Below are 22,121 nucleotides of genomic sequence, written 5' to 3'. Positions count from 1 at the left end.
ATGAGATTTCTGCCCGATCGCTTTACTCTGACGCTGATCGCCACCGTGCTGTTGGCTTCATTTCTGCCGGCACGCGGCGAGTTTGTCGGTTGGCTGAACGCCCTGACCATCGCCGCCATCGCTCTGCTGTTCTTTATGCACGGTGCCAAACTGTCGCGCGAAGCCATTTTGGCCGGTAGCAATAACTGGCGGCTGCATCTGTGGGTGATGTTCAGCACCTTTATTATTTTCCCGGTGCTCGGTGTGCTGTTCAAATGGTGGTCACCGGTCAACGTCAGCCCTGAATTGTATTCCGGTTTTATTTACCTGTGCATCCTGCCTGCCACCGTGCAATCGGCCATTGCATTTACGTCGCTGGCAGGTGGCAACGTTGCTGCTGCGGTGTGCAGCGCTTCAGCTTCGAGCCTGCTGGGAATATTCGTTTCTCCCCTGCTGGTCGGGCTATTGATGAATGTCCACGGTGAAACCGGCAGCCTTCAACAGGTCGGCTCCATTGTGCTGCAACTGCTGGTGCCCTTTGTCGCTGGCCACCTGTCACGGCCACTCATTGGCAAATGGATTGAACGTAACCGCAAGTTGATCGGCAAAACCGACCAGACGTCGATTCTGCTGGTCGTCTATGCCGCTTTTAGCGAGGCAGTTACACACGGTATCTGGCATCAGGTCGGCATTGGGTCGCTGGTGTTTATTGTGGTGGGCAGTCTGGTATTGTTGACGATTGTGTTAGTGGTCAACACCTACATGGCGCGCTGGCTGGGCTTTAGCAAAGCCGATGAGATCACCATTGTGTTTTGCGGTTCGAAGAAAAGCCTGGCAAACGGCATCCCGATGGCCAATATCCTGTTCCCGGCCGCGACCGTTGGGATTATGGTGCTACCGCTGATGGTGTTCCATCAGGTGCAGTTGATGACCTGCGCAGTACTGGCACGGCGCTATCAGAAGAAACAGCAGGAAAAACAGGCGGTGCCAAACGCAGAAACGGCACGGGGATAATGAAATGGGCGCGGCAAGACACCGCGCCCGGCAACTCAGCTTTTCTTCAGCGGCTTGACCAGGTTGTCGAGCCCTTCGATTTTAATCGCCAACGTCATTTCCATCAGCATGCCCAGTTTGCCGTTGGGGAACTCCCCTTTGCGGGCGAACCACAGCAGATACTCTTCAGGCAAGTCAATCAACACCCTTCCCTGATACTTGCCGAACGGCATCACGGTATTGGCAATTTCGATCAGGTTCTCTTTTTCCATCAGGCACCCAGCAGGCGGATCATTTCCGCTTCGTCGATCACCTCAATACCCAGTTCCTGTGCCTTCACCAGTTTGGAACCGGCGGCTTCACCGGCAATCACCAGATCGGTTTTCTTCGATACGCTGCCGCTGACTTTCGCGCCCAGCGCCGTCAGGCGATCTTTGGCTTCATCGCGTGAAAGCTGGCTAAGCGAACCGGTAAGCACCACCGTTTTACCGGCAAATGGGCTGTCGATCTCTTCAGCGACGATCACCACCGGGGCTGGCCAGTTAATGCCAATTTCGTCGCTGACCAGTTCCTGGATCACCTGCTGGTTAAGCGCTTCGTCAAGGAAATGGCGCGTGTGCTTCGCCACCACGTCACCGACATCCGGCACCTCTTTCAACGCCTCAATATCGGCGGCAAACAGCTTCTCAAGCGTGCCGAAGTACGCAGCCAGATTCGCGGCCGTCGCCTCGCCAACTTCACGAATACCCAGCGCATACAGGAAACGAGCAAAGGTAGTCTGCTTGGACTTCTCCAGCGCATTGACCAGATTCTGCGCCGACTTTGGCCCCATGCGATCCAGGCCGGTCAGAATTCCTGCGGACAGACGGAACAGATCGGCCGGGTTCTTGACGTACTCTTTTTCCACCAGCTGTTCGATGATTTTGTCCCCCATGCCTTCGACGTCCAGCGCACGACGGGAGACGAAATGCTTCAGCGACTCTTTGCGCTGTGCGGCGCAGATCAGCCCACCGGTGCAGCGCGCTACCGCTTCGCCTTCCACTCGTTCGACGTCAGAACCGCAGACCGGACAATGCTGAGGAAACAAAATTTCACGCGCGTCCGCTGGGCGACGATCGGTCATCACCCCCACCACCTGTGGGATCACGTCGCCCGCGCGACGGACAATCACGGTGTCGCCGATACGCAGGCCCAGCCGTTCAATTTCATCAGCATTGTGCAAGGTGGCATTGCTGACAATCACACCCGCAACCAGTACCGGCTCCAGACGCGCTACCGGCGTAATTGCCCCGGTGCGCCCCACCTGGAACTCCACCTCACGCACCACGGTGATTTGCTCTTGCGCCGGGAATTTAAATGCCGTCGCCCAGCGCGGCGCACGCGCCACAAAGCCGAGCGTTTCTTGCAGATCGATATCGTCGATCTTCACCACCACGCCGTCGATATCAAAGCCGAGTTGCGTGCGGTCTTGCTCCACCTGGCGATAAAACGCCAGTACCTCATCGCTGCCAGTGCAACGTTGAGCGCGATCGCTGACGGGTAAACCCCAGTCTTTGAACTGCATCAGGCGCTGCCAGTGGCTACGCGGTAACTCGCCCCCTTCCAACAGGCCAACACCATAGCAAAAGAAGGTCAGCGGGCGCTTGGCGGTGATCCGCGGATCAAGCTGACGGATCGATCCGGCGGCTGCGTTACGCGGGTTAGCGAAGATCTTGCCGTCTTTACGACGCGCTTCTTCGTTCATCTGCTCAAAACCCGCTTGCGGCATAAAGACTTCGCCACGCACTTCCAGCCGACGCGGGATATTCTCGCCGGTCAACCGCAGCGGAATAGCGCGGATGGTGCGCACGTTGGAGGTAATGTTTTCACCGGTGGTGCCGTCGCCGCGCGTGGCCGCACGAACCAATTCCCCCTCTTCGTACAACAAGCTGACCGCCAGACCATCCAGTTTCAGCTCGCAGCAGAAGGTCAGTGGGTCACTGCTCTTCAGGCGATCTTGCACTCGCTTGTAGAACGCCAGGAAGCTTTCTTCGTCAAAGACGTTATCCAATGACAGCATCGGCACTTCGTGACGGACCTGATCGAATGCCGCCAGCGGAGCTGCACCCACGCGCTGAGTGGGCGAATCCGCGGTGATCAACTCCGGGTGCGCGCTTTCCAGCTCACGCAATTCGCGCATCAGGCGATCATATTCCGCATCCGGCACTTCCGGCGCGTCCAGCACATGATATTGATATTCGTGATGGCGCAGGGAGGTTCGTAGTTGATTGATTTGTTGGATTATCGATTCCATGGCTCACCATCAAAGATATCCCCGTCATATTTCAAGCTGCATCTTTGTGGGCTGCCTTTACTGACCCGTGACTTAGTTAGCTAAGTTCCCTGGGCTTCGCTCCGTTGCCGCTTTGATGCAGTTCGACGTATTTAGGGTAACAAAACCCCCGACTAGCGGGGGCTTTAGGATTACGGGTATTGAGTGCGCGTAGCAGCCGATCAGTCGGTGTTATCCAACACTTCACGAATGCGCGCTTTGTAGGTTTCCAGCTTCTGCGGGGTCATCATGCGGCGCTCATCGTCCAGCACCACACCACCCACATCGTCGGCGATTCGCTGAGCCGACTGCAGCATCAGCTTGAAGTTCTGATTAGCGTCGCCATAAGACGGCACCATCATGAACATCGACACGCCTGGCGTGGAGAAATCAGACATCATCTCAGGATCAAAGGACCCCGGTTTAACCATATTCGCCAGGCTGAACAGCACAGGGCCGCTGCCCGCAGGGCTGATATGGCGATGGAAAATGCCCATTTCGCCAAACTGGAAGCCCGCTTGCAGCACGCTCTGCAGCAAGACTTCGCCGCCGATCACGCCACCCTGATGTGCAGTAACGTGCAACACCAGTACGGTTTCTTTCAGTTTTGCCGGTTTGATGGCGGCAGGAGCAGGCTGAGGCTCGTGCACCACCGCTGGCTTCTCTTCCGGCTGCGGCTGCTGAGCAGGCTCGGTGTGGAACACCGGTTCTGCTGCATGCGCCACTGGCGGGAGATCGTCAACGCGCGGTTCACGGCGTGTCGCAGGCTGCTGCGGCTCATCGTCTTCGTCCTGCGCGTAGTTGTCCAACAGGATGTCATCATAATCCGGCCGCTGAGACAGCGGTGGCGGAGACTGATGAGCAGCCGGTTGAACGGCACGCGGTGCTGGCTCAGCCGCTGGAGCAGGCTTGGGCGCAACCACGGGTTCTTCGCGAGCGGCATCAAAATGACCAAAGGACGGCTCATCCTGCGGGTGAGCGGAGCGTACACGCACCTCTCCCACGCCTTCATCGAGATCGTCGATCGGGGATTGTTCACGTTCTTTTTTAGAACGTTTGGCTGGGCGATCGCGGAAAAGCGATGAGCGTTCCTTACGGCTGGTCCAAAGACCGTGCAATAACAACGCTATTATGGCGATCGCGCCAACAACGATTAATATCAGACGCAAATCCTGCATCATTGCTATCTCTGTTGTTCCAATACATTGCCACCGCGGCAAACATTCACTCTTTAACTCTATTTGCCCGAGCACACAAGTGCAAGTCCGTGCTGAACTTTATGCCAATAAAGATGATTACACTGCCTTTTTTTGCTGTTTTTTCAGCCAATGTCACCCTAGCCAGTAGAAAATCATCCCGATATGATAGCGATGCCTGTTCAGACAAAGAGATAACTTAAGATATGTCCTATTCGCAGTCACCTTCTCACTCCACCAACGGCCTTCATTATTTTGCCGAAGGCTGGCGCCTGATTTCGCGCCCGGGGATTAAACGCTATGTCGTATTACCGTTGCTGGTCAATGTACTGCTGATGGGGTCCGCTTTCTGGTGGTTGTTCAGCCAACTGGGCGACTGGATCCCGAGCATGATGAGCCATGTTCCCAGTTGGCTGCAGTGGCTGAGCTATTTGCTGTGGCCACTTGCGGTCATTTCCGTGCTGTTGGTGTTCAGCTATCTGTTCAGCACCATCACCAACCTGATCGCTGCCCCCTTCTGTGGCCTGCTAGCCGAACAGTTGGAAGGCAGCCTGACCGGCAAGCCGTTACCGGACACCGGTATCTTCGGCATTGTGAAAGATCTGCCGCGCATTATGGCGCGTGAATGGCGCAAGCTGGCTTACTATCTGCCACGCGCCTTATTGTTGCTGATTCTTTATTTCATTCCTGGCATTGGCCAAACCGTGGCGCCTGTGCTGTGGTTCCTGTTCAGCGCCTGGATGCTGGCAATTCAGTATTGCGACTACCCTTTCGATAACCACAAGGTGAGCTTTGCCGATATGCGCAGCGCACTGCGTCAGCATAAAACCGATAACCTGCAGTTTGGCGCGATGGTGAGCCTGTTCACCATGATCCCCATCCTCAATCTGGTTATCCTGCCGGTCGCGGTTTGCGGCGCCACCGCCATGTGGGTCGACCGTTATCGTACGCAATTCGTACGTTCCTAAGCCATTTTCGGCCCCGCATTACGATTAATTCTTCGACAGGGCGCGCAATATGCGCCCTTATCCTTGTGCTTAAAACTTATTTCCTAATAACATATAGATATACCAATTCTTTACTTCCCTGCCGGTACTGTTAGCGTATGCTTTCGATGTTCCCCACATTTTCATAGAGTTAAAGGACGGGCTATGAGCAAGATATATGAAGATAACTCATTAACAATCGGCCATACGCCGCTGGTTCGTCTGAACCGTATCGGCAACGGACGCATTCTGGCCAAGGTTGAATCTCGCAACCCTAGCTTCAGCGTTAAATGCCGCATCGGTGCCAATATGATTTGGGACGCGGAAAAACGCGGCATCCTGGTCGCCGGCAAAGAACTTGTGGAGCCGACCAGCGGCAACACCGGTATCGCTCTGGCGTTCGTCGCCGCGGCGCGTGGCTACAAGCTGACGCTGACCATGCCGGAAACCATGAGCATCGAACGCCGTAAGCTGCTGAAGGCGCTGGGCGCCAACCTGGTGTTGACCGAAGGCGCAAAAGGCATGAAGGGCGCGATCGCCAAGGCGGAAGAAATTGTCGCCACCGATCCGAATCGCTACATCATCCTGCAGCAGTTCAGCAATCCGGCTAACCCAGCAATTCATGAACAAACTACCGGCCCAGAAATCTGGGACGATACCGATGGCGAAGTGGATGTTTTCATTTCCGGCGTGGGTACCGGCGGTACGCTGACGGGTGTCAGCCGCTATATCAAGAATACCAAAGGCAAGGCAATCACCACTGTCGCGGTGGAGCCTACCGACTCACCGGTCATCACCCAGGCGCTCGCCGGTGAAGAGATCAAACCAGGTCCCCATAAGATTCAGGGCATCGGTGCAGGTTTTATCCCGGGCAACCTGGATCTCAAGTTGGTTGACCGCGTCGAACAAGTCACCAACGACGAAGCCATCAGCATGGCGCGCCGTTTGATGGACGAAGAAGGCATTCTGGCGGGCATTTCCTCCGGTGCCGCAGTGGTGGCAGCCGTGAAATTGGCCGAAGAACCTGAATTCGCCGACAAAACCATCGTGGTGATCTTGCCGTCCTCCGGCGAGCGCTATTTAAGCACCGCTCTGTTCGCTGATTTGTTCACTGAGCAAGAATTGCAACAGTAGTGCCACTGTGCACAAATCGCTAAAAAAGCACCTTTCGGGGTGCTTTTTTGTGGACTGGATCAAAGTTTATAGCAGTCAAAGATTGATTTTACCTGCCAGCTTTAGTATTTAACGGTGCATTATTTCGGTGCGCAAAATTAATCACTCATCATTCCTTGTTTAAGCTGAATCGATTTACTCATTTGTCGGTGATGCGTTAAACACGGCATAATGGGGAGCTGATTGAAACGACGACAGAAGCTGAATTTTTTGATCTGAAGTGCCTAACTCGTCGTTTTCTGTTGCATCAATGCTCGCCCCTGTACCATAGTCAGGCGCTAACCAGACAAGCTAAAGTCACACCCTTGGGCTAAACTTTAGCTCCACAACACACCAATAAGTTGGGGAAACATCAATGTTCCAGCAAGAAGTTACTATTACCGCTCCTAATGGTCTGCACACTCGCCCTGCCGCTCAGTTCGTAAAAGAAGCTAAAGGCTTCACGTCTGACATCACCGTGACCTCTAACGGTAAAAGCGCCAGCGCCAAAAGCCTGTTCAAACTGCAAACTCTGGGGCTGACTCAAGGGACCGTAGTGACCATCTCCGCTGAAGGTGAAGACGAGCAGAAAGCCGTTGAGCACTTGGTAAAACTGATGGCAGAGCTTGAGTAATCGGCCCGTCTTCTTAGTTAACACCAGTCAAGAGTAAGGTAGGGTTATGATTTCAGGCATTTTAGTATCACCGGGTATCGCTTTTGGTAAGGCTCTCCTACTGAAAGAAGATGAGATTGTCATCAACCGGAAGAAAATCTCTGCAGATGATGTAGAGCAGGAAGTCTCACGTTTTCTTGCTGGCCGCGCCAAAGCGTCCGAGCAGTTGGAAGCGATCAAGACCAAAGCTGGCGAAACCTTCGGCGAAGAAAAAGAAGCGATCTTCGAAGGCCACATCATGCTGTTGGAAGACGAAGAGCTTGAGCAGGAAATCATAGCCCTAATCAAAGATGAGTTGGCTTCTGCGGACGCAGCTGCCTACACCATCATCGAAGGCCAGGCGAAAGCACTGGAAGAACTCGACGATGAATACCTGAAAGAACGTGCGGCCGACGTACGTGACATCGGTAAACGCCTGCTGCAGAACATTCTGGGCCTGGCTATCGTCGATCTGAGCGCCATTCAGGACGAAGTTATCCTGGTCGCTACCGATTTGACTCCGTCTGAGACCGCACAGTTGAACCTGGACAAAGTGCTGGGTTTCATCACCGATCTCGGCGGCCGTACGTCTCACACCTCCATCATGGCGCGTTCTCTGGAATTGCCGGCAATCGTAGGCACCAGCGACGTGACCAAGCAGGTGAAGAACGACGATTACCTGATTCTGGACGCGGTTAACAATAAAATTTACGTTAACCCAACCGCTGACGTTATCGATCAGCTGAAAGCAGAACAGAACCAGTACGTCACCGAGAAAAACGATCTGGCCAAGCTGAAAGATCTGCCGGCCATTACGCTGGACGGTCATCAGGTTGAAGTCTGCGCCAACATCGGCACCGTGCGCGACGTCGCAGGTGCAGAGCGCAACGGCGCTGAAGGCGTCGGCCTGTATCGTACCGAATTCCTGTTTATGGATCGCGACTCACTGCCAACCGAAGACGAGCAATTCCAGGCTTATAAAGCCGTTGCGGAAGCCATGGGTTCACAGGCTGTGATTGTCCGTACCATGGACATCGGCGGCGACAAAGACCTGCCGTACATGAACCTGCCGAAAGAAGAGAACCCGTTCCTCGGCTGGCGTGCCATCCGTATCGCCATGGACCGCAGAGAAATCCTGCACGCTCAGCTGCGCGCTATTCTGCGTGCCTCCGCGTTCGGCAAACTGCGCATCATGTTCCCGATGATCATTTCCGTGGAAGAAGTCCGCGATCTGAAAGGTGAAATCGAGACGCTGAAAGCCCAGCTGCGTGAAGAAGGCAAGGCGTTTGACGAAACAATTGAAGTCGGCGTGATGGTCGAAACACCGGCTGCGGCGGTGATTGCTCACCACCTGGCGAAAGAAGTCGACTTCTTTAGTATTGGGACAAACGATCTAACCCAGTATACTCTGGCAGTAGATCGCGGCAACGAGCTGATTTCTCATCTCTATAACCCGATGTCCCCATCAGTACTTAGCCTGATCAAACAGGTTATTGATGCATCTCATGCAGAAGGCAAGTGGACCGGTATGTGCGGTGAACTGGCTGGCGATGAGCGTGCTACACTGTTGTTATTGGGCATGGGGCTGGATGAGTTCAGCATGAGTGCGATTTCAATCCCGCGCATCAAGAAAATTATTCGTAATACTAATTTCGAAGATGTGAAGGCGTTGGCAGCGCAAGCCTTGGCACAGCCAACGGCGCAAGACCTGATGAATTGCGTGAATAAATTCATCGAAGAAAAGACGCTCTGCTAAACTTCCACGACACTGGAACGCCGCCCAATTTAATGCTTAGGAGAAGATCATGGGTTTGTTCGATAAATTGAAATCTCTGGTTTCTGATGACAAGAAAGACACGGGCACTATCGAGATCGTAGCTCCACTTTCTGGCGAAATCGTTAATATCGAAGATGTACCTGACGTTGTATTTGCTGAAAAAATCGTTGGTGACGGTATTGCTATCAAACCAACAGGCAACAAAATGGTTGCCCCGGTTGACGGCACTATCGGCAAAATTTTCGAAACCAACCATGCTTTCTCTATCGAATCCGACAGCGGCATCGAGCTGTTTGTCCACTTCGGTATCGACACTGTTGAACTGAAAGGCGAAGGCTTCAAACGCATCGCTGAAGAAGGTCAACGCGTCAAGAAAGGCGACGTCGTTATCGAGTTCAACCTGGCACTGCTGGAAGAGAAAGCCAAGTCTATCCTGACGCCGGTTGTTATCTCCAACATGGACGAGATCAAAGAGCTGATCAAACTGTCCGGTAACGTAACCGTTGGTGAGACCCCGATCATCCGCATCAAGAAGTAATTGCGGATGGACATAAAAACGGCGCCCTCGGCGCCGTTTTTCTTATTCCCTTCGTCTTTCAAACTGCAGCGTTGTTGGCTGCACGTGCTTACCCCAGTCACTTACCAAAGTAAGCTCCTGGGGATGCCCACGCTTGCCGCCTAGCTGCAATTCGAAATCCTTTGGGAATACCCTGGTAATAGTCGCCATCGGCGCAAACAGTTTGGACAGCGCAAAGCCCTGTTCAAAATGGCAAGTAAGAGAGCTTATTACCCCCAGCGCGGGATGCGGAGGGTGATAACTAACCCCCCCTGTCCACCATTGCGCGCTTCAACCTGGCCACCGTGTGCCAGCACCACCTTGCGGGTGATCGCCAGCCCCAGCCCGTAGCCCTTGCCTGACATCGCCGATTTAACCCTGACGAACGGATCAAAAATGCTGGAAAGTTTCGATTCTTCCACACCCGGGCCCTGATCGCTGACCTCTATCTGGAACAGTTGATCAATACGCGTCAGCACCACCGTCACTTGCTGACCGTGGCTGGAGAAACGCAGCGCATTGCGCACAATATTATCCACCGCACGCCGCATCAGCTCGGCATTCCCTTTAACGGTATATTCCACGTCCGAACTGGCCTGCAGCACAATATCCACCCCGGGGATCTGCGCTTCGTAGCGTGCGTCACTGACCACCGCATCCACCAGCCCATACAAGTCGAAATACTCTTCATCCGGCAGATTGTTGCTTTCGGCGCGTGACAGTGCCAACAGCTCGCCAATCATTTTATCCAACCGCCCCGCTTCATGCTCAATACGCTGCAGCGAGTTTTCTACATTGCCTTCATTCTGCCGCGCCAGACCAATGGCCAACTGCAGGCGAGCCAGCGGTGAACGCAACTCGTGGGAGACGTCATGCAACAGCTGTTCCCGGGCGCTAACCAGCAGTTCTAACCGTTCAGCCATGCTGTCAAAATCACGCGCAACCTCAGAAAGCTCATCATGCCTGCGGCGCATCGCAGGGAATAAACGCACCGATAAATCCCCCTGCGCCACGCGATCAAAACCGTCGCGCAATTTGCGCATTGGCCGGGTCAGGTTCCAGGCCAGCACGGCACTGAATAACAACCCTGCCAACCCACCGACCCACAGCATCGGGGCGGGGATGTTGAAGAAATGCGAACGTTTGTTCGGGCGGTATTCCTCCCGCAGCCCACGCATGTCGTAGCTCAGCAGATACCCTTTACCGTCCCCGTCGTCTGCGACCCATTCCGTAACGGCTTTCGGCATCCGGCGGCCTTCAAATGCCGGCTCCTCCGGTGCAGGGGCGGGCGGCTGCGCCAATGCAGTCACGGACAGCAAGCGCCGGTCATCTTCCGGCCAGTCCTTCAGCATTGCCTCGAGTGCCGGCATACCGCCGCTACGCAGTTGCGTGGCGGCAGAGGTTAAATGCAGCGCAATCACTCGCCGCGCCATAGCGTTTTCCGGCGGCTCGTAGCGATCGCCATACAATGAAAAAGCCACCCACAATGCCTGGGTCATGATGATAAAGGTCAGCCAGAAACCGAGCAGGATTTTCCAGAATAGTCTTCCGCGCATGGGCATTATCGGATTCGGTAGCCGATGCTGCGCACCGTTTCAATACTTAACGCATTGTCCGTCAATGCACCCAGCTTCTGCCGGATATTGCTGATATGGACATCAACGCTGCGGTCATAAGCTTCGCGCGGGCGCCCCAAGCCTTTTTCTGACAGCTCATCTTTAGACACTACGCGCTCAGGTGCACGCAGCAGCAACTCCAGCAGGTTGAATTCGGAAGCGGTCAGATCGAAAGGTTTACCGCGCCATTCGCTGCTGCGAGTAGACGGATTGAGGCTCAGCTCACCAAAATTAATGGCAATCCCGTCGTCCACCTCATCCGGGCGTTCGTCAAAACGGCGCAGCACCGCACGCAAACGCGCCACCAGCTCTCGGGGATAGCACGGCTTAGGCATGTAGTCGTCAGCGCCCATTTCCAGGCCGATAACCCGATCGATGTTATCGCCTTTGGCTGTCAGCATAATGATTGGCATACGGCTCTTTTTACGCACGTCGCGCAGCACGTCAATGCCGCTCATGTCCGGCAACATGATGTCGAGGATCATCGCGGTGTACTCGCCCGACAGCGCGCCTTCCACACCGGCTTTGCCAGTCAGTACCAGCGTGGCGTTAAAACCTTCGCCGGTCAGGTATTCGCTCAGCATGGTGCCGAGTTCGAGGTCATCATCGACCAATAAAATTTTCATGCCTTGCTCCTTCGCGGATTTTCGCCATTTTCACGCCTATTTGTCTGCTTCGCAGCCGGTTTTACTCAATCCTTACATATTCCTGAACGCCACTTAACCGCAGGCCCGTCGGCGGCGCGTTAAATTAGTGCCAACAGATTTTTACCGCGCTTTCATGCCAGGGAATCCCATCGTCATGCCATCGTTTCAACGCTCAAAACGTTATCTGCTGCCAACTGTTATTGTGGCCGCTATCGCCCTATTTCTCTACTTCAGATCTCAAGGCGATACCGCGACGCCCCGTTATATCACCGCCGTGGCGCAAACGCGCGACCTGGAACAAACGGTATTGGCTGACGGCACCATTGAGGCGCAGAAACAGGTCAGCGTCGGCGCCCAGGTGTCTGGTCAAATTAAGGCCCTGTACGTGGCGCTGGGCGATAAAGTGCATAAAGGCCAACGGGTCGCTGAGATTGACGACTTAACCCAGCAGAACGCCCTGAGGGACGCAGAAGCAGCATTGAAAAACGTTCAGGCGCAACGCGCATCAAAAATGGCGGCACTGCATAACAATCAGCGCGCTTATCAACGCCAGCAAGCCATCGTGGCGCATGGCGTCGGTGTACAGGCAGATTTGGACAATGCTCAGGCCACACTGATTGCCACTCGTGCCGATGTCAATGCCCTGGATGCCCAGATCGTTCAGGCGCAGATTGCCGTCAACACAGCCCAGGTCAACCTCGGTTACACCAAAATCACCTCGCCGATAGATGGCACCATCGTCGCGCTGCCGGTGGAAGCTGGGCAAACGGTGAATGCGGTACAAAGCGCTCCAACCATCGTCAAAGTCGCTCAATTGGCGACCATGACCATTGAGGCGCAGATTTCTGAAGCTGACGTGGTCAAGGTAAAAACCGGCATGCCGGTCTATTTCACTATCCTTGGTGAACCCGGTAAGCGCTACAGCACCACACTGCGGGCGATAGAACCGGCCCCAGACTCCATCAACGATGAGACCACGTCGTCCAGTACCAGCAGTTCCAGCAGCGCCTCCAGCTCAAGTAGCGCGATTTACTATAACGGTCTGTTCGACGTGGCCAACCCTGACGGCGCACTGCGTATCTCAATGACCGCACAGGTGTATATCGTGTTGGACAAGGCTGAAAACGCAGTGGTCATCCCTGCGACAGCCTTACAAGGCGACTGGGTGCAGGTAGTCGATAAACAGGGAAACGTTGATCGACGCCCGGTAAAAGTGGGGATTAACAACAACGTTGATGCACAGATTATCAGCGGCATATTGGCCGGTGAGAGCGTGATTGTCAGCCAGGTGAATACGGCGGCCAAAAGCAGCACGCGCCGTATGGGCCCACCACCAATGGGAATGTAACAATGAGCCAACAACCTCTGTTGCAACTGCGCGGCATCAGCCGCCGTTTTCAAGCCGGTGAACAAAACGTAACGGTATTGAACAATATCAACCTCGACATTGATCAGGGGGAAATGGTGGCGATCGTCGGCGCTTCCGGTTCCGGTAAGTCGACGCTGATGAACATTCTCGGTTGTCTTGATCGCCCGAGCGAAGGCGATTATCAGGTAGCTGGCCGCAGTACCGGACAGCGAGATCGCGATAGCCTGGCTGAACTGCGACGCGAACACTTCGGTTTTATCTTCCAACGCTACCATCTGCTGGGCGATCTGAGTGCGCAAGGCAACATAGAGGTACCCGCAGTGTATGCCGGCCATCCACGCCATTCGCGACAACAGCGGGCAGCCGATCTCTTGCAGCGGCTTGGGTTAGCGCAACGGTTGAATTACCGACCGAGTCAACTCTCCGGGGGCCAACAACAGCGGGTGAGCATCGCCCGCGCATTGATGAACGGCGGCGAAGTGATTCTGGCGGATGAACCGACCGGTGCGCTGGACAGTCACAGTGGGCAGGAAGTGATGAGCATCCTGAAAGACCTGCACGCACGCGGTCACACGGTGGTGATCGTCACTCACGACATGCAGATCGCCGAACATGCTCAGCGCATTATTGAACTCAGCGATGGCGAGATCGTTGCCGATCGACAGAAAACCGTCCAACGCGTCGTGCGCCTGCCAAAAGCATTGGATAACACCAGCGGCCGTTGGCATTCACAACGCGATCGCCTGCGCGAAGCATTCAAAATGGCGCTGTTGGCGATGGCTTCTCAGCGCCTGCGCACCCTACTCACCATGCTTGGGATTATCATTGGCATCGCCTCGGTTGTATCAGTGGTGGCTCTGGGCAAAGGCTCTCAACAGCAGGTGTTGGCCAATATCAACGCCATGGGCACCAGCACACTGGAAGTCTATCCGGGCAAGGATTTCGGCGATATGCGCTCAGCCGCAGTGCAAACGCTGCGTGCGACCGACGCTGACGCGTTAGCCCAGCAAGGATACGTGCACAGCGTGACACCGACCCTTTCCACGAGCACCACGTTCCGCTATGGCAACCAATCGGTCAGCGGCACCGTCAATGGCGTCGGGGAACAGTATTTTCTGGTCCGTGGCTATAACATCGACAGCGGCATGGCATTTAACCGCCGTAGCATTGACCAGCTGATGCAGGAAGTGGTGATTGACGAAAATACCCGCGACACGCTGTTTCCTCACGGAGCCAACCCGCTGGGCGAAGTGATCCTGCTCGGTTCGCTGCCGTGCCGCATTATCGGCGTCGCGGCCAAAAAGCAGAGTGGCTTCGGCAGTGATGAAAACCTGAATGTCTGGATCCCCTACACTACCGCGATGAAACGCATGCTGGGCCAGAGTTACCTGAAAAGCATTACCGTACGCGTAAACGATGATATCGATCTTGCCAGCGCTGAAGATGGCGTCACGCGTCTGCTGAGCCAGCGCCACGGCGGCAAGGATTTCTTCGTGATGAACACCGACAGCATTCGCCAAACCATTGAGCAGACCACCGCCACCCTGACGCTACTGGTGTCGATGATCGCGCTGATTTCGCTTGTGGTTGGCGGCATTGGGGTGATGAATATCATGTTGGTGTCGGTCACCGAGCGCACCCGTGAAATTGGCGTACGCATGGCGGTTGGCGCACGTGCCAGCGACATCATGCAACAGTTTCTGATTGAGGCCGTGCTGGTGTGCCTGCTGGGAGGCACCTTGGGGGTGTTATTATCACTGGCGATCGGCGTGGTATTCAGCCAATTCAGCGATAACTTCACGATGGTTTATTCCAGCGCATCTATCGTCGCCGCCTTTATCTGCTCGACATTAATCGGGGTGATTTTTGGTTTCTTCCCGGCGAAACGGGCCGCCGGGATGGATCCGATACATGCGTTGGAAAGGGAATAGCACTCAGCCAAAAACGCCGGTAGAAAGATAGCGATCACCGCGATCACAGATGATCGCCACAATCACACTGCCGGGGTTGTCTGCGGCAATCCGCAATGCGCCGGCAACGGCACCACCGGAACTGACGCCGCAGAAAATACCTTCACGCTGCGCCAACTGACGCATGGTCTGCTCAGCGTCCGTTTGCTCAATGTCCAACACCTGGTCCACCAGATCCGGGCGGAATATGCCCGGCAGGTAGGCTGGCGCCCAGCGGCGGATACCGGGAATATGGCTGCCCTCTGCCGGTTGCAGACCGATGATCTGCACCTGGGCATTCTGGCTCTTCAGGTATCCGCCCACACCGGTTATCGTGCCCGTCGTGCCCATGCTTGATACGAAATGGGTGATACGCTGCTCGCTCTGCTGCCAGATTTCCGGGCCAGTGGTGGTGAAGTGGGCATACGGGTTATCCAAATTATTGAACTGGTCCAATACTTTGCCCTGCCCCTGATTGTACATTTCCAATGCCAGATCGCGCGCGCCTTCCATCCCGACGTCTTTGCTCACCAGAATCAATTCTGCGCCATAAGCACGCATGGCCGCCTGACGCTCCAGGCTCATGTTTTCCGGCATCAACAACGTCATCGCATAGCCTTTCAACGCCGCGATCATCGCCAGCGCTATACCGGTGTTACCACTGGTGGCCTCGATCAGACGGTCACCGGGCTGTATCTCACCGCGCAGCTCCGCCTGTTGAATCATCGCCAACGCGGCACGATCCTTCACCGAGCCCGCCGGGTTATTGCCTTCCAGTTTGACCCAAACCTCGCTGTTTAGTCCTGTAGCCAGACGTTGTAATTTTACCAGCGGGGTATTACCGATACATTGTTCAAGCGTTGTCACGATCTTTGCCTGTGTGTTGAAGTACGTAATATAAAAAGGCAACCCCGGGGTTGCCTTTAACGTCAGTTAAAACCTATGCCCAAAATATTTCAGGGTGCAGGAAGGGCGGCAACTGCACGAGTCCCCAGGCGCTTATATCAGTAAGCGACTGGGGCAAGTAAAGGCAGCCAACACACCTGCAACTTGAAAGATAAAGGGTATATCAGGCGCTTTTAGCTAACGCAACAGGTTGTAGCAGTTGGTCACCGGCATACAGGCGTGCATTCAGGCTGCCAACGTAATAACGACCGCCGCGCACCGGGGTTGGGTTGCCTTCTGGCAAAATCACGCTGATAGGCTCCTGATGCCAGCCGATTGGCTGTACGGTCAATTGCCAGAAGTGGCCACGCGGGCTGACTTCCAGCACCTGTACCGGCAACGGGCAGCGCTCACTGCTCTCGGTGCCCACTTCCATTTCCCAAGGCCGCAAGAACAAGTCTACGCTGCCTTGATGCATTGGCTGGAACGAAAGCGGCCACTGGTGTGCACCAACAAACAGCTGCGAACCACGGATCTCGCCGCTCAGGCGGTTCACTTCGCCCATAAATTCCAGTACGAAACGGCTGGCAGGCTCACGGATAATCTCTTCCGGTGAACCGACCTGCTCAATATTGCCCTGGCTCATCACCACGATACGGTCAGCCACTTCCATCGCCTCTTCCTGATCGTGGGTGACGAACACGCTGGTGAACTTCAGCTCTTCGTGCAACTGGCGCAACCAGCGGCGCAGCTCTTTACGCACTTGCGCATCCAGTGCACCAAAGGGTTCATCCAGCAGCAAAATCTGCGGTTCTACCGCCAGGGCGCGCGCCAACGCCACGCGCTGCTTCTGACCGCCGGAAAGCTGTGACGGGTAGCGGTTAGCCAAATGAGCCAATTGCACCATCTCAAGCAGCTGGGTCACTTTTTGTTTGATCGCCGCCGCATTTGGGCGTTCACGACGTGGTAACACGCTCAAACCAAAGGCGATGTTGTCAAATACGGTCATATGACGGAACAACGCATAGTGCTGGAACACGAAGCCAACCCGGCGGTCGCGCGCATGCACATGGCTGACGTCGGTACCGTGGAAGCCCAACTTACCGCTACTCTGGTTTTCCAACCCCGCGATAATACGCAGCAGCGTGGTTTTACCGGAGCCGGACGGCCCCAACAATGCCACCATCTCGCCAGAAGCAATGTCGAGCGAGATATCGTTCAATACCTTGGTACGACCGAAAAACTTATTGATACCGTTAATCTCAATGCTCATGATTTTCCTCCCGCTCGAGACGTGCATTCTGACGTTCCAGACGCCATTGCAGGCCACTCTTCAAAAATAGGGTCACTATCGCCATCAGGGTCAATAAACCGGCGGCGGTAAAGGAGCCAACCGTGTTGTAATCCTGCTGCAATAACTCAACCTGCAGCGGCAGGCTGAAGGTTTCACCGCGAATAGAACCGGACACCACTGATACCGCACCGAATTCGCCGATGGCACGCGCGTTGGTCAGTACCACGCCGTACAACAGCGCCCAGCGAATGTTTGGCAGCGTCACCCGGCGGAACATCTGCCAGCCAGAAGCGCCCAGCAAAATGGCGGCCTCGTCTTCCTGGCTGCCCTGGCTCAGCATCATCGGCACCAGCTCACGCACCACAAACGGACAGGTAACGAAAATGGTCACCAGCACCATGCCCGGCCAAGAGAACATAAGCTGGATGTTATGCGCATCCAGCCAACCGCCCAGCAGGCCATTGCTGCCGTAAAACAACAGGTAAATCAGCCCCGCCACCACCGGTGAAACGGCAAAAGGAATGTCGATCAACGTCAGTAACAGTTGACGCCCTGGGAAGGTAAAACGCGTCACCAACCATGCCAATAACGTACCGAAAACCAGGTTGAAGGGTACGGTAATCAAGGCAATCAGCACCGTCAGCCAAATGGCGTGCAGCATGTCGCGATCGACCAGGTTGCTCCACATCACCCCAGCGCCTTTAGAAAAGGCCTCGGCGAAAATCGAAATAATCGGTACCACCAGTAGCAGTACCGAGAACAGCACACCGATACCGATCAGTGTCCACTTGCCCCAGTTGACGCGCGGCCGTTCGACGCCGTTGAACTCAGAGATATCCGCCATCAGTGCCCCCCGATGCGTCGGCCAAAGCGGCTCTGCAGAACGTTAATGCTGAACAGCAACAGCAACGATGCCGCCAGGATCACCGAGGCAATCGCACTGGCTGCCGGGTAATCGAACTCCTGCAAACGGACAAAAATCATCAGTGAGGTCACTTCCGTCTTCCAGGCGATGTTACCGGCGATAAAAATCACCGCACCAAACTCACCCAGGCTACGGGTAAATGAGATAGCCGTGCCGGCTAACAGCGCCGGCGCCAATTCGGGTATCACGACGCGACGAAAGCTCTGCCAGCGAGTGGCACCCAGCGTTTCTGCCGCCTCTTCGTATTCCGGCCCCAGCTCTTCCAACACCGGCTGAACGGTACGCACCACAAAGGGCAGGCTGGTAAATGCCATCGCCACCGCAATACCCAACCAGGTAAAGGTCACTTTGATGTCAAAATGCGCCAACCATTGGCCATACCAGCCCGTGGTAGAAAACAGCCCCGCCAATGTCAGGCCAGCCACGGCGGTCGGCAATGCAAACGGCAAATCGATCAGGCCGTCCAACAGCGTGCGCCCTGGGAAGCGGTAGCGCGTGAGGATCCAGGCCATCAGCATGCCAAACACCGCGTTAAACAGACTGGCAACCCCCGCAGCAAGCAGCGTAACTTTATAGGCTGCAACCACCTGCGGATTGGAGATCACGTCCCAATACTGCGCCAGGCTCATTTGCGCCAATTGCATCACCAGCGCACTGAGCGGCAACAGCAGAATCAGGCAGGTGTAAAACAGGCTGCTCCCGAGGCTTAAACCAAACCCAGGCAGAACCCGTTTGCTGGACAACGACAACATTACTTATGCCCTGCTGCTAATAACTGATCCAACTCGCCACCGGTCGAGAAATGCGTTTTCATTACCTGTGGCCAGCCGCCAAACTGATCTTCGACCCGGAACAGCTTGGTATCCGGGAATTGGCCCTTCGCTGCTGCCATCGCCTGTTTGTCGTAAACGCGATAGTAGTAGCTGGTGATCACCTGCTGCGCTGCCGGGCTGTAGAGATAATTCAGGTAGTCTTTAGCTGCCTGCTCAGTCCCGTTTTTTTCCACGTTTTTGTCTACCCAAGCCACCGGGAACTCCGCCAGAATATCGACCGGCGGTACGATCACTTGGTATTTGTCTTCACCATATTGCTTGCGAATATTGTTCACTTCCGACTCAAAACTTATCAGCACGTCCCCCAACCCCCGCTCCACGAAGGTGGTTGTCGCACCGCGGCCACCGGTGTCAAACACCAAGACGTTTTTTAGGAAACGGGTCATAAAGGCGCGCGTTTTCGCCTGGTCATTGCCATCGGCCTGATTCGCAGCCCCCCAGGCAGCCAGATAGGTATAACGGCCATTGCCGGAGGTTTTTGGATTCGGGAACACCAGCTTCACATCGTCACGCACCAAATCATTCCAGCTATGAATGCCTTTTGGATTGTCCTTGCGCACCAGGAAAGCCATGGTGGAATAGAATGGGGAGCTGTTGTTCGGTAAACGGCTCTGCCAGTCGGCCGGTATCAGCTGCCCACGGTCGTGCAGGATCTGTACGTCAGTCACCTGGTTGTAAGTCACCACGTCAGCACGCAACCCTTGCAGGATCGCCAGCGCCTGTTTAGAAGAACCTGCATGGGACTGTTTGATGGTGAGCTTGTCGCCCGGATGCTGCTGGTTCCATTGCTGCTCAAAGCCCGGATTCAGTGCGGCAAACAATTCACGGGAAACGTCATAAGAGCTGTTCAGCAATTCAGTTGCCGAGACGGTGCCACTGGCTAACAGCGCCGCTGCCAACCAACCTTTCAGCACAATATTTTTAACCCGCGTTTGTTTCATTCTGCACCTTAGCTAACTGAGTCAATCTGTCGGGCTTTCGCCCTGATGTTGACCAGTGTATTTATAACTAGGTGCGGAGCTGTAACGCTTTTATATACCGTTTAGTGATTTTCAAGCATCAAACGCTATAAGGCAGGGCCGGGGCGGTTTTGGCGAGGAGGGGTGATGATGCCGGAGCCGAGGGTAGCCGGCTCCGGAGGGATGATTACAGCGACAGCAAGCGCGTCAGCGATGGAGCAAAATAGTAGCTACCGGTCACGGCACGGCTGAAACGCAGCATGGCGTCGCGTTTGCCGTCGAGATCGCCGAACATGCTCAGCAGTTGCTTTTCAATGTTATGCAGACGGGCGCAATAGGCGATGAAATACAATCCGTGTTTACCGCTGGCAGTGCCATAAGGCAGGCTCTGGCGCAGAATTTTCAGGCCCTTGCCCTCTTCTTTCAGATCAACGCGGCTAACGTGAGAGGTGTCCGGGCGCTGCTCTGGCGGCAACTCTTCACTGTCATGTTTGGTGCGGCCGATAATCTGCTCTTGCTGTTCAGTAGTAAAGCGCTGCCACTGACGCAGGTTGTGTTCGTAACGTTGAACCAGCACGTAGCTACCGCCTTCGTCCTCTTCACCCTCGGCAATCACCGCCACTTCAGGACGTTTGTCGCCCTGCGGGTTTTCGGTACCGTCGATAAAGCCGCTCAGGTCACGCTCTTCTACCCAGCGGAAACCGTGGGTCTCCTCTTCGATTTTGATCGCATTGCCGAACGCCGCAAGCGCAGCCTGCGCCAGCGTGAAGTTAACGTCATGACGCAAAGATTGGATATGGATCAACATGTCGCGCTGGGTCGCCGGCGCTAAACCTTTACCCAAGGGGGTAAAGGGCTTCAGCTCTTTGGCACCCTGACCGCTGGACAGATCGTGCCAAACGTCATACCCAAAGGCGATCACCGCACCCAAGTGGGCGTCCGGGAACTGCTGTTGCAGCTCGGTCAACGTTTGGCAAAATTGCTTACAGCCCTGGCGCAAATCGGCAAATTCGCCCTGTACGGTGGCTTCCATAAAAATGGCGAAACGGCAGTGCTCCAGCAAAATGCCGCTCTGAACCTGTGTCATTGTCGTTATCCTCAAATCAAAATCGAGTAACAGGCTACTGTTTGCGCACGGATTTCCTGTTACGAATGCGCAGTATCATACCCCATGAAAACGGGATTGCCTTGCATCAGCGCAAAGAAAATAGGGATACCCGTTACCGAAAAAATCCGCGCTGAGGCGACGGTAGTAGGGAGTGCAGCAGGGATTAAAACCCGATAAATCATGGGCGCCGCGGTTTGGGCGCCCAAAAAGAAAGGATTACTGAGGTTTGGCGTGCCAGATGATCTTGCTGACCGTCCAGCTTTTTAGCGTGTCATCCGGTGGAATAATGTCCTGCGGGCCAGCCCATTTTCCGCTGAAGATGTAGGTAACAGACTTACTCTGTTCTGCCACACACTCCACTTTGCCTGCGTCTTCGCCACCGGCCGGTTTACAGGCACCGAATGCCTTCTTGTACATGTCACTGAACGGCGTGCCGAGTTTGCTGCCCCATTCGGTCGCCACTTTGCTGTCCATCACGTCAACACGCTGCACGTGGCCCTTGGGCTCACCGGTGATCACCAGTTTCACATCGTTGCCGTCCATCGCCTGATAGTAAGAAACAATCTGACCCTGACTGGTGGCCATGCCGCCACGCAGACGATAATTGCCGTTCAGCCCGTCGTTGATCGCGCTTTCTGACATTGGCGTGCCGGCATTGAGATCGCCAACGCCTTTCGCGCTGACCTGAATGCTGCTGCCAAACCAGTTAAAGGGGGACAGGCTCGACCAAGAGAAGTTGGACATCGTCGAACAGCCGGTCAGTACCAGCGGGAGCCCTAGCAACAGTGGGCGGATATTCATCTTTAGCTCCTTAACATCAAAGGCATAGGCATAGCCTGCCGCGCTCGGCGTTTTTCTGCGTGTCAGCCTCTCACAACTGCCCACGCTTCGCCATCAGTTGCGAGCTTGGAGTGCGGAAAATAAGAAAAGTGCC

General features: G+C 55.0%; 20 protein-coding genes. 8 read left to right on the top strand and 12 right to left on the bottom strand.

Annotation, left to right across the window (positions count from 1 at the left end; genetic code table 11):
• Entirely contained in the window at positions 1-993 is a 993-nt protein-coding gene (locus JOE25_RS21325; RefSeq protein WP_209638676.1) for a bile acid:sodium symporter family protein, read from the top strand.
• Between the two features lie 35 nt (positions 994-1,028).
• Here the strand turns inward: JOE25_RS21325 and JOE25_RS21320 are convergent, their stop codons facing one another.
• From JOE25_RS21320 to zipA, 3 genes are all read right to left on the bottom strand, one after another.
• The gene (locus tag JOE25_RS21320) at positions 1,029-1,244 is read right to left on the bottom strand and encodes a DUF3820 family protein (RefSeq protein ID WP_209638675.1); all 216 of its coding nucleotides are present in this window, start codon (positions 1,242-1,244) and stop codon (positions 1,029-1,031) included.
• Entirely contained in the window at positions 1,244-3,265 is a 2,022-nt protein-coding gene (ligA, locus tag JOE25_RS21315) for an NAD-dependent DNA ligase LigA (RefSeq protein ID WP_209638673.1), read from the bottom strand. Before ligA ends, JOE25_RS21320 begins: the two co-directional genes overlap by 1 nt.
• A 200-nt stretch (positions 3,266-3,465) precedes the next feature.
• Positions 3,466-4,464, bottom strand: a complete 999-nt coding sequence (gene zipA, locus JOE25_RS21310) for a cell division protein ZipA (RefSeq protein WP_209638671.1) — start codon at positions 4,462-4,464, stop codon at positions 3,466-3,468.
• A 221-nt stretch (positions 4,465-4,685) separates the two neighbouring features.
• Here zipA and cysZ point away from each other — a divergent pair, with 221 nt between their 5' ends.
• From cysZ to crr, 5 genes are all read left to right on the top strand, one after another.
• Positions 4,686-5,447 carry a sulfate transporter CysZ gene (gene cysZ / locus JOE25_RS21305; RefSeq protein WP_209638669.1) on the top strand — a complete coding sequence of 254 codons (762 nt, stop codon included), beginning with the start codon at positions 4,686-4,688 and terminating at the stop codon, positions 5,445-5,447.
• A gap of 183 nt (positions 5,448-5,630) precedes the next feature.
• The gene (gene cysK, locus JOE25_RS21300; RefSeq protein ID WP_037424010.1) at positions 5,631-6,599 is read left to right on the top strand and encodes a cysteine synthase A; all 969 of its coding nucleotides are present in this window, start codon (positions 5,631-5,633) and stop codon (positions 6,597-6,599) included.
• A 394-nt stretch (positions 6,600-6,993) separates the two neighbouring features.
• Entirely contained in the window at positions 6,994-7,251 is a 258-nt protein-coding gene (ptsH, locus tag JOE25_RS21295) for a phosphocarrier protein Hpr (RefSeq protein ID WP_004936458.1), read from the top strand.
• 46 nt (positions 7,252-7,297) lie between these two features.
• Complete coding sequence (gene ptsI / locus JOE25_RS21290; RefSeq protein ID WP_209638667.1) at positions 7,298-9,025, top strand: phosphoenolpyruvate-protein phosphotransferase PtsI; 1,728 nt, start codon at positions 7,298-7,300, stop codon at positions 9,023-9,025.
• A gap of 49 nt (positions 9,026-9,074) precedes the next feature.
• Positions 9,075-9,584: a PTS glucose transporter subunit IIA gene (gene crr / locus JOE25_RS21285; RefSeq protein WP_037424016.1), complete on the top strand. Its 510-nt coding sequence runs from the start codon at positions 9,075-9,077 to the stop codon at positions 9,582-9,584.
• Between the two features lie 248 nt (positions 9,585-9,832).
• Here crr and JOE25_RS21280 read toward each other — a convergent pair whose 3' ends face one another.
• Positions 9,833-11,158, bottom strand: coding sequence for an ATP-binding protein (locus JOE25_RS21280; protein WP_209638665.1), 1,326 nt, complete (start codon positions 11,156-11,158; stop codon positions 9,833-9,835).
• Between the two features lie 5 nt (positions 11,159-11,163).
• Positions 11,164-11,844 (bottom strand): response regulator transcription factor, encoded by a 681-nt coding sequence (locus JOE25_RS21275; protein WP_209638663.1) that lies wholly within the window; start codon positions 11,842-11,844, stop codon positions 11,164-11,166.
• A gap of 175 nt (positions 11,845-12,019) precedes the next feature.
• Here JOE25_RS21275 and JOE25_RS21270 point away from each other — a divergent pair, with 175 nt between their 5' ends.
• Complete coding sequence (locus tag JOE25_RS21270; RefSeq protein ID WP_209638661.1) at positions 12,020-13,213, top strand: efflux RND transporter periplasmic adaptor subunit; 1,194 nt, start codon at positions 12,020-12,022, stop codon at positions 13,211-13,213.
• A gap of 2 nt (positions 13,214-13,215) precedes the next feature.
• Positions 13,216-15,165: a MacB family efflux pump subunit gene (locus JOE25_RS21265; RefSeq protein WP_209638659.1), complete on the top strand. Its 1,950-nt coding sequence runs from the start codon at positions 13,216-13,218 to the stop codon at positions 15,163-15,165.
• A gap of 3 nt (positions 15,166-15,168) precedes the next feature.
• Here JOE25_RS21265 and cysM read toward each other — a convergent pair whose 3' ends face one another.
• The 7 genes from cysM to JOE25_RS21230 form a co-directional block, all read right to left on the bottom strand.
• Positions 15,169-16,050 carry a cysteine synthase CysM gene (cysM, locus tag JOE25_RS21260; protein WP_209638657.1) on the bottom strand — a complete coding sequence of 294 codons (882 nt, stop codon included), beginning with the start codon at positions 16,048-16,050 and terminating at the stop codon, positions 15,169-15,171.
• A gap of 202 nt (positions 16,051-16,252) precedes the next feature.
• Positions 16,253-17,341, bottom strand: a complete 1,089-nt coding sequence (cysA, locus tag JOE25_RS21255; RefSeq protein WP_209638655.1) for a sulfate/thiosulfate ABC transporter ATP-binding protein CysA — start codon at positions 17,339-17,341, stop codon at positions 16,253-16,255.
• Complete coding sequence (gene cysW, locus JOE25_RS21250; protein ID WP_209638653.1) at positions 17,331-18,206, bottom strand: sulfate/thiosulfate ABC transporter permease CysW; 876 nt, start codon at positions 18,204-18,206, stop codon at positions 17,331-17,333. Before cysW ends, cysA begins: the two co-directional genes overlap by 11 nt.
• Positions 18,206-19,039: a sulfate/thiosulfate ABC transporter permease CysT gene (gene cysT, locus JOE25_RS21245; protein ID WP_209638651.1), complete on the bottom strand. Its 834-nt coding sequence runs from the start codon at positions 19,037-19,039 to the stop codon at positions 18,206-18,208. Before cysT ends, cysW begins: the two co-directional genes overlap by 1 nt.
• Entirely contained in the window at positions 19,039-20,061 is a 1,023-nt protein-coding gene (locus tag JOE25_RS21240; protein ID WP_209638649.1) for a sulfate ABC transporter substrate-binding protein, read from the bottom strand. Before JOE25_RS21240 ends, cysT begins: the two co-directional genes overlap by 1 nt.
• A gap of 205 nt (positions 20,062-20,266) precedes the next feature.
• Positions 20,267-21,166, bottom strand: coding sequence for a Dyp-type peroxidase (locus JOE25_RS21235; protein WP_209638647.1), 900 nt, complete (start codon positions 21,164-21,166; stop codon positions 20,267-20,269).
• 237 nt (positions 21,167-21,403) lie between these two features.
• Positions 21,404-21,988 (bottom strand): RpoE-regulated lipoprotein, encoded by a 585-nt coding sequence (locus JOE25_RS21230; protein WP_209638645.1) that lies wholly within the window; start codon positions 21,986-21,988, stop codon positions 21,404-21,406.
• Positions 21,989-22,121: the final 133 nt, after the last annotated feature.

The sequence above is a fragment of the Serratia sp. PL17 genome, from assembly GCF_017832355.1.
GTDB lineage: Bacteria > Pseudomonadota > Gammaproteobacteria > Enterobacterales > Enterobacteriaceae > Serratia.
This window is presented reverse-complemented; position numbering and strand designations above follow the sequence as displayed.